The sequence below is a fragment of the Limihaloglobus sulfuriphilus genome, from assembly GCF_001999965.1.
GTDB classification, from domain to species: Bacteria; Planctomycetota; Phycisphaerae; order Sedimentisphaerales; family Sedimentisphaeraceae; genus Limihaloglobus; species Limihaloglobus sulfuriphilus.
Map to the genome: position 1 here is coordinate 1143780 of NZ_CP019646.1, position 13115 is coordinate 1156894.

Annotated in this window: 9 protein-coding genes, 1 tRNA gene and 2 pseudogenes; 1 reads left to right on the forward strand and 11 read right to left on the reverse strand. The window is 43.5% G+C overall.

Annotation, left to right across the window (positions count from 1 at the left end; translation table 11 throughout):
• Positions 1-88 precede the first annotated feature (88 nt).
• The 6 genes and pseudogenes from SMSP2_RS04325 to SMSP2_RS04345 all read right to left on the reverse strand — a co-directional run bounded on the left by SMSP2_RS04325 (position 89) and on the right by SMSP2_RS04345 (position 5574).
• On the reverse strand, positions 89-1945 hold the full coding sequence (locus SMSP2_RS04325) for an IS1634 family transposase (RefSeq protein WP_146682782.1): 1857 nt from the start codon (positions 1943-1945) through the stop codon (positions 89-91).
• Positions 1946-2200: 255 nt separating this feature from the next.
• Complete coding sequence (locus SMSP2_RS04330; protein WP_146682783.1) at positions 2201-3007, reverse strand: nucleotidyl transferase AbiEii/AbiGii toxin family protein; 807 nt, start codon at positions 3005-3007, stop codon at positions 2201-2203.
• On the reverse strand, positions 3004-3585 hold the full coding sequence (locus SMSP2_RS04335; RefSeq protein WP_186804855.1) for a type IV toxin-antitoxin system AbiEi family antitoxin domain-containing protein: 582 nt from the start codon (positions 3583-3585) through the stop codon (positions 3004-3006). Before SMSP2_RS04335 ends, SMSP2_RS04330 begins: the two co-directional genes overlap by 4 nt.
• Positions 3586-4055: 470 nt before the next feature.
• Positions 4056-4379, reverse strand: coding sequence for a nucleotidyl transferase AbiEii/AbiGii toxin family protein (locus SMSP2_RS15150; protein WP_222566402.1), 324 nt, complete (start codon positions 4377-4379; stop codon positions 4056-4058).
• Positions 4376-4969 (reverse strand): annotated as a pseudogene (locus SMSP2_RS15155) (nucleotidyl transferase AbiEii/AbiGii toxin family protein). Before SMSP2_RS15155 ends, SMSP2_RS15150 begins: the two are co-directional and overlap by 4 nt.
• Positions 4966-5574 (reverse strand): type IV toxin-antitoxin system AbiEi family antitoxin domain-containing protein, encoded by a 609-nt coding sequence (locus SMSP2_RS04345; protein ID WP_146682785.1) that lies wholly within the window; start codon positions 5572-5574, stop codon positions 4966-4968. The pseudogene SMSP2_RS15155 and the gene SMSP2_RS04345 overlap by 4 nt, the downstream one beginning before the upstream one ends.
• A 288-nt stretch (positions 5575-5862) precedes the next feature.
• On the opposite strand from SMSP2_RS04345, the gene SMSP2_RS14800 reads away from it, so the two are divergent.
• Positions 5863-5988: transfer RNA gene (locus SMSP2_RS14800), tRNA-Ser, on the forward strand.
• Between the two features lie 254 nt (positions 5989-6242).
• On the opposite strand, the pseudogene SMSP2_RS15250 reads toward SMSP2_RS14800, so the two are convergent.
• The 5 genes and pseudogenes from SMSP2_RS15250 to SMSP2_RS04370 form a co-directional block, all read right to left on the reverse strand.
• A pseudogene (locus tag SMSP2_RS15250) lies at positions 6243-6392 on the reverse strand (tyrosine-type recombinase/integrase); the annotation flags it as partial.
• A 170-nt stretch (positions 6393-6562) separates the two neighbouring features.
• The gene (locus tag SMSP2_RS04355; protein ID WP_146682787.1) at positions 6563-7642 is read right to left on the reverse strand and encodes a helix-turn-helix domain-containing protein; all 1080 of its coding nucleotides are present in this window, start codon (positions 7640-7642) and stop codon (positions 6563-6565) included.
• A gap of 131 nt (positions 7643-7773) precedes the next feature.
• The gene (locus SMSP2_RS04360) at positions 7774-9333 is read right to left on the reverse strand and encodes a phosphodiester glycosidase family protein (protein WP_186804856.1); all 1560 of its coding nucleotides are present in this window, start codon (positions 9331-9333) and stop codon (positions 7774-7776) included.
• A gap of 174 nt (positions 9334-9507) precedes the next feature.
• Complete coding sequence (locus SMSP2_RS04365; protein ID WP_146682789.1) at positions 9508-9750, reverse strand: ADP-ribosylglycohydrolase family protein; 243 nt, start codon at positions 9748-9750, stop codon at positions 9508-9510.
• A 351-nt stretch (positions 9751-10101) separates the two neighbouring features.
• On the reverse strand, positions 10102-13032 hold the full coding sequence (locus SMSP2_RS04370; RefSeq protein ID WP_186804857.1) for a glycoside hydrolase family 20 zincin-like fold domain-containing protein: 2931 nt from the start codon (positions 13030-13032) through the stop codon (positions 10102-10104).
• Positions 13033-13115: the final 83 nt, after the last annotated feature.

Consider the following 13115-nt stretch of genomic DNA (forward strand, 5'->3'; position numbering starts at 1 on the left):
TCGAGACCTAAGTGAGAAATTGGGGTTAGGGGTGTAAAACAGGGTTTATGGTAGCGCCCGCGGCGTTGGTGTGTCGCCAAAGGGGGTCTTAATCTTTGACCTGGCTGCTGTATATTTTGGGTGGCTTCTGCAGCGGCAGATCCATGTTCAGGTGGTGCAGTATCAGACGCTGATCTGCCTCGGGCTCGGTGTACCTCTCCATCAAGAGGTACCGACCGTCAAGTGTTTCAAATGTCACATCAAGCATCTGGATACGGCTCATCGTTTCCAGGGCAGCCTGTGCGGTCAGGCCGCAGGCACTCACCCGCAGCTTATGCCGCAATGTCACCTGCAGGCAATAACTTATAAACGCCACAAAGATATGGGCATCAACACGCTCTTCTTTATGGTGATATACAGGGCGAATGCCAAGATCACTCTTGAGTTCTCTGAAAGACTGCTCAACGTTGCACTGCAGCATATACTCATTCCAGAGTGCCTTACCATCCTTGCCCTTCTGATTGGTCCGCAAAAAGTACTTGCCGTCACGATAGATCATATCACGGTATTTCTGCCGGTTTATGTGATACCTGAATTCGCCGGCTTCAATCCGCTCCTTTTGCCCCGGAATATCGAGCTCCACACATCTATAAGCGTTACCGGCCTGCGATTGCAAAGCCCCAAGGCGTTTATAAAAACGTTCATAATTGCGATATCCCTTGAGTTTTTCAAGTCCGTCAAGATATTTACGCAGTTTTCTTTTACGCATGGCCCTCTCCTTTTGCATACGATCCCTGCTCCTGGCAAGGACATAGCATTCGCCCTCTTTTTCGATGTATTTCACATGAACACTGCTGTTTACCTGCTCCCAGTCCTTTTCAGAAAGTTCACTGCTATAATCATCGAGCTGTCTGCGGGGTGTGCCAACAAGATAGCTTATATTGTTCTTACGCATGAACTTGAGCGTAGCTTCCGTTGGTATGCCCCTGTCCATCAGCCAGACCCTGTTGGCCTTGCCGTACATTGTTTCTATCTTGTTGAGCAGGGGTCTTAATGTCGTCTTTTCAGATGTATTTCCCTGAAGTACTTCGTAGTCAAGAGGAAAGCCCTCCGGCGTAACAACAAGGGCTATCAGCACCTGTCTGCAATCACTGCGTCTGTCTTTGCTGTGGCCGAATTCTGACTTGGGATTCTGCTTGCATAGCCCCTCGAAATACGTGCTGGTGATATCATAGAGCAGGATGTCGTACTCAAGGTTGAACATTCCTTGCCAGGTGTCTTTAAGGTATTTGCAAAGTTCGTCTTTGTATGGAAGGATACGGTCAAGACAACGGTAGAGCCTGTTTTTCTCGGCAATCTCAAAATCACAATCAAGGATGGCGTCCATAGCACTCTGGCTGAACCAGTGCTGATGGACAAAGTATTCGGCAGAAGGTTTTATCAGCCTGCTCACCGTAAGCAACTTGAGGACTTTTGAGAATGCGACCGGCGATCTGTCTGTATCAATCCGCTCTGACCAGAAGCGGTCAAAACCAAGCTGATCCCACATTTCAGAAGCCAGCCAGCAATCGCCAAACCTACGCGGTCGTTCCAGTCTCATCTTTGAGATGTTAACCGGTATCGTATCAACATCGTGACAGCTCTGGTTGTCCTGATCAAAAGCAAAAAGGGTTTTGTGTACAGGTTTGTTATCTTCGTTGATTATCTCAATTGATCTCTGCCAGGCCTTCTTTTGAGAGCCGCTGATCTCACCAAGGTAAAGAACCACCTTCTCCACATGCCGATAACCGGAGACCTTCCGCTTCTCAGCAATACTGTAATAGGTGTTGCATTTACCGTTCTTTTTACGCCTGTGCTTTTTCAAATACATACCCAAATTATCGCATAGAAATTCACCTATGCAATAGGGCAGGTCTGTACCAAAGCCAAATCCAGAATCAAAACACCCCTCAAAGGCCAGAAACATCGAAAATATTTTTATTTTTACCGGTTTCGAGACCTAAGTGAGAAATTGGGGTTAGGACAGTTAAAATCACTTGTAAAGCTAAACCAAGCCAATGTAACTCTAAGCTGGCTCCCAAGACATTGAGCAGCCTTATCACGAGTCTGCAAAGTTACAGATTCACAATTGGGGTCAAGCAGGCGATTGCTAATAGTTCGTATCACCCTGGACAGAAATGATGTATTTTGGAGCTGCAACTTTTCTATGGCTTCCTGGCAACTACGCATTTAGCAGCTTAATAAGATTTGATACCGTGAGTATATCAAGATCGCCAGCCTTTTCAATGAATGGCCGTACATCTGCTATTACTCTCTCCCAATCGAATTCTGACAATCTCTGGGCAATGTGTAATCGCCAGTTTTCGTTTGTTAATACCGGACCTTCCCACCCTGTCTGTTTCAAGGCATTATTGAGCAATTTAATATTCGGTTCCGGCCATGTTCTGTCGGAAAGATACCACATCAAATCATACACATCACGCCCCTTAGTGTATTTACGAGACGATAACGCATGTAGTTTACCGGCCAGTAGAGAGCTTTTGTCATAATGCTGCAGATTCAGCAAAATATATTTTCTAATAATACTCGTCTCTAATCCTGCACCAGCAGGAGGATTGGTATCAATTTCCACCTTGATTGAAATTGTCTCAGATATCAACGGAGACAACCCCAGATAATACAGAAGACCTGGAAATTTGACGAAAGCAGACTTCACGGTCTTTACAGTTTTGGCCTTCACTGTTATTTCATAATCTTCTGCAACAAACCGGCTTTTGATCTTTAACATGTGATTAATAAAGTTATCCTCCACCCCGGGTTTTATCGTAGAAAAGTCAAGGTCCTCTGAAAACCTGGGCAGCGAATATAGGAAACGCAATGCAGTACCGCCAACAAAAGCCCAGTTGACAAAAGCTCCATTTTCCTGAAGGAATTCAAGAGTCCGTGCCTGGAGATATTCACGCACAATGGATCTGGCAAGATTGGTATCCTGAACATTCTCAACCTGCTGTTTTAAAAAATCTCTCATAATTCTATTCCCTCACTCTCATTGATGATAATTTTAATATTTTTGAGTGCTTTCTTAAGTTTTGGACTGTTAAATCTTTCAGCAAACTCATCAAGTCTTTCCTGATTGATCTGCTCAAAATTCTGGAACCTCAATTCCTTTAAAAAACCGATATCTTCTCCGCAGGGGCTCATGTATACAAGGTCAAGCAATGCTTTTTCTGGATATGCAATAAAAGCGGCATTGCCGGCAGCAATTTCAACCTGCCGGTAGCCCCAAAAGTACTTTTTACTGATATGGCGAAACTCAAACCTGCCTGCAGGTGTATCAATTGTCTGTGGTCTGCCGGTTGTGATGCTTGTGACAACCGGCACAAACTCCGGAATAAGGCCATACCAAGCCAAGGCAGAATGAAGGCTTACATAGGATGCCTGCTTAAGCATGTTAGCTACAGAGAATGACTCGCAGGCGACCTTGCGGTAGGGATCTGCAAGGGTATACAGCCCCTTGTGAAGCCTGATAACCCGCCCATCCTTGACCCACCTGCTGATCTGCAAACGAATCTGAGCCAGATTCTCCCCGGCAGCCAAAAACTTCACAGTAAAGGCCGGCAGATTAGAGACCTTATTTAATAAATCTGCAAATTTCATTGCACCAATATATCGTATAAGATAATATTATGCAATAATAATAAAACTATAGTTGTCCTTTTGTGTCCAATTTCTGTCAGTTGCTACTGGCTGGTTAGTAGTTAGTCTTTATTGGGTTCACTTGTCAACTACATGTAAACCCCGTTTAAAGCCCTAAAAGGCCATAAATAACTTTTAAAAAAAGACTTACAAAGCCACACCCGTATTCCTAATCCGAAGGTCGCAGTTTCGAATCCTGCCAGGCGTGTTCCGTAAAACCCTGCAAATCAACAACTTGCAACATTTCGCTTTTTCTGCAATCCGCTGCTGAAGTGCCTGTGTGCCAAATGTGTGCCAAAACCCATGTGGTACAAAAACACATAGCTCCGGTCATTATTATCTTTCAAGGCCGCAAAAAAATCATGCGGAACAGTATTTTGTTATACCCATCTCTCGCCGGGGTACCATGTACAATCAAAAGTCTCTGATTTGTTGATGGCTGAAAAAACAGGTTGAATGAATGTCTTGATTTTTTCGACTACAGATGAAAAATCAACAAGTTCGAGACAGTTCTTGTTTATAAATGCATTCCATTGAATTTGTTTTACAGGGTCATCATAAAACCGCTGCGTAAAAGCTATGGGCAATTCTGTTGGAATGAGAGTCTTACGTTTTTCAAAAGTTAATCTTATAGCATCTTTTATTACAGTTCCTTCAAAAGTAAATTCTTGGGCTAACTGGTGTACATCGTAAAAATCTTTCATGCGGCTGTTGGCAATCCCCAGACTACCATTGCCTCGACTTTTTCTGCTATCACGGTTTCGGGTCGGTAAGCCCTGAAATCAGGAGCTGGCATGTCGAGTATTGCCGGATACTGCACCATTGAAGCGGGCGGATTAACGGAATCTCCAAAGCCAATATCTATTTGCATACACTACCCGGTTTTTCCAATTCTGAATTCAAGTTTTATTCTTACTCCATCATATTGATTGTCTTCGCGGATTGACTGAGCATGGACTGTTTCTGGCAAAAAAGCGATACCGTCTTCAAAGTCTAACTTGATAATGCATATGTCCTGAAATATTTTCGTTAACTCAGAAATATCAGGACTGCCAAAACGAAGCAGATCGAGATCTCTTGTAGGCCGATACTGGTTATTAGTCCAAATTCTGAATAACTGAGCGCCTTTTAAAATAAATTGATCTTGATATTCAGAAATACTCAATCGATACAGAAATCTTTCTATTGCATAGCATACAAGCGTTAGGCCGTGGTCTTGTTTTCTGGTTTGAGAGTAATTTTTTAACCTTTGCTGGATAGAGGCTGTAATGTTTTTCTTTTGATTTTTACTCATAATAAAACCATGCTTTCAAGATATGGGCGCATAATGTTCTCAACTCTGCATATTATTGCGTATTTCCAGAGTTCATCCATAGTAAAGAGTTTGTTTTTCCATCCCTCTCTAAGGGCTTCGAGTGCAACATCAAGACCTGTCTTGTTACGGTATTTGAAGCAATCAGCAACTGTTTTTGCCGCAGAGTAAACTTTTACCTCGATACCGCCAATATTTTTAACCTCAACACCAGATGTAAAAGCCTGGCCAGAAAAACGCACATAACGTACTTGTGTGTTACTTTTGGTTTGAGGTTTCCAGGCTCTTCGTTCTATTGCAATCCATACCTGGAATGGGTTCTGGGTTGTAAAATTGTGTATACGCAGTGCTGAGAGGAGACAGAAAACCCCCTTAGGTACTTGTTTTGAGACTTCGACTATGCTTTGCATTTCTGAAAATTCTTGATCAGGAAGCATATAGAAGCCTCTGGCTATTCTCTCAATCCTGCCATTGGCATTGAGATTCCTGATGTATTGCCGGGAAACACCAAGTTTCTGGATCTCACGAGTTGCCATTATTCCTCGCTTCTTGAGACTTTCAATTACTATTTCAGCTTTGTCTTTCATTTGAATTTCATAAAACTAATCCTTGACATATATAAACAAATAACAAGTATTAGTCAAGTGTAATTTAGGATGAAATAATTTTCCAGACGATATAATATCATAGAAAATTATCCTTAATTCTAAGGGTTTGCTATTTTTGAAGTGCCATTTCATTGAGCGCAGGATTTTTTGAGGTCTGAAAATATTGATATAAATTCCTGTCCGATATTGTTTTATGAGTTGGCTTGGTGACAGTGGTGGTGAGAATAGGGATGTTGGGAAGTTGACAGGATCAAAGTGGAGGTTTTTGAGGTGTCAATTCTGGTGACAGTGGCGATTTTTAATATTTGTAAGTCGTTGTTATTAAAGCACTTAATTTTTTCAGGAATCGGTTTGCAAAACCGATATTCATGGGTTCGAATCCCATCGCCGCCTGTTTGTAAAATCGCTGTTTTTGGCTCAAAATCGGCGTTTTTGGTACCTTTAAGCGGGTTCCCTGCCTCAGCCTTAACATCGGTCAAAAGTCCAGATTTGTTTTTATTTGTACACGTCTGGCGCTCTGTATAGTCATAATTATGGTCATAATTTCCAGTGTCATTTGTACCGGTCTTTTTCTGGCTCTGTTTATAGCTGGTAATATCCGGTAAACGGTCTGCCGCTGTGCGTAAATCATCAACATATAAATGCGTGTAGTAGTTTGCTGTAAGCTCTGTCTTTGAGTGCCTCATCAACTTTTGAGATACGATAAGATCAGCCCCCGATTTTGCAAGCAAGGTACAGTAACTATGCCGCAATGCGTGAAAATCTGCGTCTCCATCGCGTAGGGTGCATTTATTCATCCACGACTAAATCTCTGTTGTGAAATGGGTTAAAGTTCATTATTTGGATCGAAATTATCTGAACATCACACTCATTTATAAGCAACCTTACGAAAAGACGCATCAATTCTTAGCCGTTTTCCGTGGTATGGACGAACCGGTGCTGCAAGTCATAAATGAGTTGTTGAATGTTAAGCTGCCAGTCGATGGTATGATTTCAGAAGACCACCGAGTCTTTCAATGCATTGAATCTCAGCATTATCATCGATTTTGTGTTTCGGCTCGATGAAACCGCCCAATGATTGATGAATGCGTTCGTGGTGATAATACTGGCCGAATTCTTTGAGAACGTATTCAAGCTGTTCTACTGATGTTAAAATAAGCTGGTTCAAACATTCAAATTTTACTGTTTTCACATAGCGTTCTGCGACGGAATTCAAATCTGGGCTTCGTGGTGGAAGCTTTATGGGTTCTACGCCTGAGCTTTTTAGAATTTGATGAAATCCGTGCGACTTAAACAATGGGTCCCTATCATGGATCAGGTAGCGTTTGCCGTTCAGGAAGCCATCCTCAAAGTCTGTGAGGATACATGCAGCCTGCCTCATATACTTGCCGTCCGGCTGAAGCTTGATGGGTGTATAGAAGACCTTTCTGGTTGATAGATCAATCACAAAAAAGACCATACACCTGACCAACCGCCCTCTCAAAAGCAATTCTACCGTGAAGAAATCACATGCAGCTATGACATCCCAGTGGCTCTTGAGGAACTCATGCCAGGTCGATTTGACTGTCAGGTCCGGCTCAGGATCAAGTCCATTTCTAATGAGTATATTCTTGACCGAGGTTTCGCTAATCTCAAATCCAAGGTAGTTGATCTGGTCAGCTATTTTCTGATAACCCCAACGTAGATTCTCTTTCTTAAACTTGACTACGAGCGCTTCTATCTCTGGCGTTATAGGTGGTCTACCGGCCTTCTTAGGATTTTTGAATCCATCATACTTCTCAGCAATTAACTTTCTGTACCAGCGGAGTACCGTATCCGGCGTAAACAGCACAGTGCACTCCTCAAACATTTTACGTGTGAGCTGTTTTGCTTTAGCTGCAATCTTGATACGCTGCCTGTCATTGAGCATAATACGTTTATTCTGCTTCTTCTGCTTTTCAAGCAATACTTCAACCTGAGCCTTGAGGTAGTCAATGGCACGATATAGTTCCTTGTTGATGCAATAAGCAATACAGGCTGCTACTGTAATCCATATTTTCTGTTTCATAGCGGAAAAGAATACAAAAACTCATTCTTTTTGCAAGGGATTTCATACGAAAAACCTATAAATAGTTTATTTGCAATATTTTACAACTGTTTAATTTATGTACCCCGCGTGGTGTGTAATTTTCAAGCACCTCATTGCGGATAATTTGATTGGAGCCACTTTGACGACATTTCTATAAAGTCGCTGAAGTGGTATCCGCCCTGCTGCATGAGCCAGTCATCTGCCAGTATTATTAAGTCCAGAACATCGACCACACAATCTTCATTCAAATCGGCGGCCATCCCATCGCCTGATTTGAAGATTTGCAGGCAGCTGTTGATATTATCAATACCGCCGGCAAGGTTGTGAGATATTGCATCAATATAAAACCTGGCATCAGTGTCAGGGCCGAATATCTGTATGCTGTCAAGGGTAAAGCTATTGCCGTCAAGTCTTCCATCACCGTCTATCCAACCCTGCCACTGCGAATCGTGATCAAGTGACCAACTGTAACAATGCCAGTAACCATCTGGCGTAACTGCTCTTGAGAGGCCCCGTTCCATCTGGCCATCGTTATCAATACATAACGAAACCTCAAGGGACTGTGTTTGAGTTTTCAACCAAAATCCAACGTATCCTCTAAGCGGTCTGAAAACATTCTGAAACGGACTTGCAGAGGAGCCTGAAACCCACCGGATAAACCAGCCGCCCCCGGGGTTCTCTGTAACGTTGGTTGTCAGCGAATCATCTTTTATGATAAACTTTTCAGACCATTGCCCTGTCCAGGAAATTCCCTGGAGCGGTTTTGAACTCGAAAGGGATGCATCTATCCCCTGTGTCGATCCAGAATATCCCGGTGAAAATGCAAAAGTGCCCTCGTAGCCATTTTCAAAATCATTGAACACATAATAATCTTCTGCTTCTCCGCTATAGTTTGCATAAACACCAAGGTGGTTCGGCACTGCCCTCTGTGAGCCTCCTGATGGAGAATTGACAACACGTGGTTCCGGGTCAGCGAAGGCTAACGTAGTTGAACCGCCACCGTCAAACGCTATGCCCTGGTACACACCAAGGCTAACCAGCAATTCGGCAGCCTCGGTCATTGTCATACCTAGGCTAAAGCCAGTCTGACGGCCGTCGATTGTTGCCAGCACCAGCTCGCTTCCATTTTCCCTGTAGCCTGCAACGGTACGCGGTGCCAGCGAAGGATTAGGAGCAAAAAGGTTGTCAACCACTACTACTCCATCCCGGACAATCCATTCACTACCGGGCACAGCATTCCAGCACTGCTGGATAGGTGTGGTAAGACAGCTGGGCAACTCGCCCGCAGGGAAAATCATCGAAGGGGTGTTCCAATATGACAGGTGCAGCGAGACATATGGCAGGGGCCAATGTTCCCATAAGTTGTAATCAACAAAACAGGAGTAGTTATTGCCCTCCGAAGCAACATAGCCCAAAACATCATAGGTTGACATGTTAAAAAAACCACAATTGATGGCAATCTGTGCACCAGAATTGGCAAGAAAAGAAGTTGTCGTAACGGGGTTGGCATCGCCGGATGAGGCTCCGTTATCGGGTGTAATCACAAAACCTATGCCATCGGCATATAAGTCTATCACAACAATGTTAATATTTAAACGTCTTGGAGTTGTCAAGCTGCGGTGAATATGCGTTACGCCATTAAAGGGATGAGTTACCACATCTGTCGCCATGACGGAAGTTGCTGTAAAAAAAACAATAGAACAGATCACAGACAAAAAAACAATATAACGAGTCATTGTATTTACCTTTCAATAGTTTCTGTACAAGCCCAGGGCTTGTTTTTCAAATCTTTTGAGCACTGAAGATATTTTAAACTTATTCTTTCCAATCAGGTATGAGTTTATTCAATTGTTAAAAGGTTCACTCCAATGGCTTGAGATGCCATCTTTACCGACTATGGCACCAACAATGCTGCCGGCAGTCGCGGCGGTATAATCGTTGTCCAGGGCCATAGAAACGTTTTGAGGAATGACCTTTGAAAAAACTGTCCCACCTATCGCAAGACCGAATACCACCATAACAGCGTTATCTTTTGTATAGTCTGTGGATGGAAAATTCTGATCCCAGTACCTTGCATGCTCCTGCATTTTTTGATAGACCAGAATTCTACGGATGCACCCAGGCTACAGCCGATTAATCTGCGGAGAATTGCCTCTTCGAGCTTATCGCGATAACTACCGACCTCAAGGCTACCCCATATCCTGCGAGGTCCGCTCGACTTCAATTTCAGAATTGCGGCATAGTCACTCGGTTCGTCGTCGCAAAGCTTTTTGTCAATTAGCAGAGACTGCAAATCTTTTATCACTTGTTTGAGCTGCCGCTCCACTTTGGATAGGATAGACTTGACGTTTTTTGTGCAAAATTCCTGTTTCAGAGAGGCCCAGCGAGACATCTCCACAATAAAGCGGTTGTAATCTGGCTGTTTTAAATACTTCATTTTAATCTTCCTGCTTAACGGCGGTTATTGCGTAAAGAATTATTGAACTATCGGTCTTTTCACCTTGAATGTCAATGGAAACCAGCGTTTTGTCCGGATTTAAATTTTTCCAGCTGTATTCATGAACACATACCGGCTGGTCTTTGTTATTTTTGCCGACCCAGGCGATCTGAGTATCAGGCCCCACACGAATATCATTAAATGCGAATATATTTCTCCCGTATTTCAAGTTTACAATTTGCTCTGTTTTGTCGCTGTATTTGAAGCTGATAAGGCCAATATTCTGGTTAAACTTATTGCTGAAAGCAGAACTGAAGAGAAATTTAACCTCGCCTGCCTTGACCCCCTCGAAACTAAGCATAATAGATGAAGGAAAATCACCCTTTGGATTCAGGTTTCCGCTCATCAGCACGACATTTTCTCCAACGGAATTCGGCTTTATCAAGTATCTGGTATTATTAAAAAACTGTTTTTCAGCTGGAAAAGAGGACATATCAAAATTTTTACCGTATCCAAGCCAGCCCGAACCCTTGTCGTCGTCTTTGAGCTGACGGTTGTAGAGCCCGCTTAGGTCAAAACAATACCCTTGGCGGTCTGCTATCGCCGGCGAGTTGCGGTACCACTCCCTGTGAAAGAGCTGGGGTGCGCAAAAGGCAAGCTCGTGATCAGCGAAGGCATCACCTGTCCATGAATAATAAGCTGCCAGCAGATAAGCCCAATACTGGTGCCAGCTTTTGACATTGCCATCGATTGCAAAATTGAAACCTGCCCATGTCGTCTGCACAAGCCCATGAAGGTCATTATCGATAACGGCCTTATTCAAGTTTTTAATATTTTCCGGTTCATACCATGATGCCCCGACCGTCTTGAAGCCATCCTCCTTGAACAATTCAAGAGAGGTGTATTTCTCCGAAGGATTTACTTCATAGTGCCAGTCGCAGATGAGAACGTCTTTTGGCAGTGAATCTCTGCGAATTTTAGACTCTTTTGGATTAGGCGCGTGTGCTGAGCTGCTCGCTTCACTGCCGGAGATCAGCATATCACCCCAGATAGCGATTTTTATATCCTTCTTTGCAAACCATTTATGAACCTTGAGCGTATCCTCAAAAAACAGCTCTGAAGCAGTCTTGCCAAATTTGGCACTTCTGTAGGGGAAACGCCCTATAATCGTTACCTCATCATGGCCAATATGAAAATAACGAGGCTTCTTTACACAGGCCTCAAGTACCTCTTCGTAGAGGCTGAACATAAACTCATACGTTCTTGGATTAGTTGGACAATATGCATATGGTAAATCCGGATCTTCGGCCAGGTCAAGATTCTTGCCGTTTACAAACATCCATTCCGAATGGCCTAGACTTGATATAAACGGTATCATCTCAACATTGTTTTTATCGACGCTCTCAAACACCTTGAGAGCCTCCCTTTTATCCATGCCGTAGAGGGGATGTTCGGCTCCTTTTTTGGTATCCCAGTTCACATATTCACATTCCCACAACAGGGTATTTATCTTATACTTTGCCAGCAGGTTTCGTGTTGCGTTGGTGATCTGCGAGCCGGAATTTTTGCCAGAGAAAAAATGCACACCACGAAGCTCAAGCGATGGATAGTCCTTAATACGAACTCCTTTTAATCTCAACTGACCATCTTGAAAGTCAGTCAACTGCAGCAGTGTTGTAATGCCATAAAAACAGCCCTGATCAGTATTGGCGGCAATATACATATTTCCATCAGCCGAGAGAATACAATACCCCTCATCATTATCGGGCAGCTCCAGAGCCTTGCGACTGCAAACTTCTGCTGCAAGCGGGTAACGATGCTTCTGACCGATGACAATGGCATTTTTTACGTCAGCCGGTGCTTTTTCTCGAATTATCTGCGGATGTATATGGTAATAATAATCAAGGTCATCGAGCAGAAATTCAACCGCATTATCAAGCACTTCTGAGTTGCCAGGGCCAATATATATTCGTGTGCTGTCTGTAACTTCAAGCGATGTATCGATATATTCGAGGCTCTTTGGTCTTGGCATTATATAGTCCTGCTGCCACCGTGAAGCTACCGCATCGGGCACCGATGCGAGGGGTACCTGAAAATCAGAGGTGGTTTTTTTAGAAGGCTCAATCTCGCTGCGCATATGAAATTTAATTGTTGTCTTATACTTTACCCCATCTTCCTTGAATGGCCGCTCGAGGTAGCCCAACCAGAATATAGGCGAGAGTTGACTGGCCCAGACATTTTTTCTATAGTCAAAAAGTATCATATCATCACCGGCTTGCGACTGAATTTCGACAGCTCCCAGCCGAGTGTCAATGATCAAACTGTCAAAGCCCCTCGCTATGGTTGATTTATTTAAATCTGCACTGATAGCCTCCAGCGGTATGGCAGCCCTTGATGTATCTTGGCCGGTTTTAACTTCATATTCCTGACCAGCCAGAAGCATCGCATTGATACCGCCTATCTTGGCTTCAAATAATGCAGGCGTCTGACCCTTATAGTCCAGATCGAATTCTATTGAGAAGATGTTTTGCGGCAGCATTATATAGGTTTCCATGCCGGTAACCAACTGCTCAGGGTCAGTTGTGCACACGTGGTGAAGCACAATTTTTTTGCCGCCTTTATACGGGACAAACTCGACCTTTTCAACATATGTCTGTGTCATAGTTGTAAAGTATTTTTCGTTCCAGCCATGTGAAACAACTGCCAGGCTCGAATTTGGACCCGACCCAGCAAAATCGGTAAATATTGAAGTTCCGGCCACACTGAGATTCATTCCGTCGCGGCTGCTGTAATGAAGAGTCATATCACCAACAGTCTCTGTGAAAGAGACTACCTTGCCCTCGGCGTTCCTCCTGACCTGCTGAGCATTTAAAGAAACACAAAACGTAAAAATCGTAAAAAAAATACAAGCTGTAACCGTTATAATTCTCATTTTGAAACCTTCTGATTCTTTCATATTAAGTAAAAATCTGCCGGATGGTTGGCCTTGCAGCCGCACAATATTACCGTCAGCAA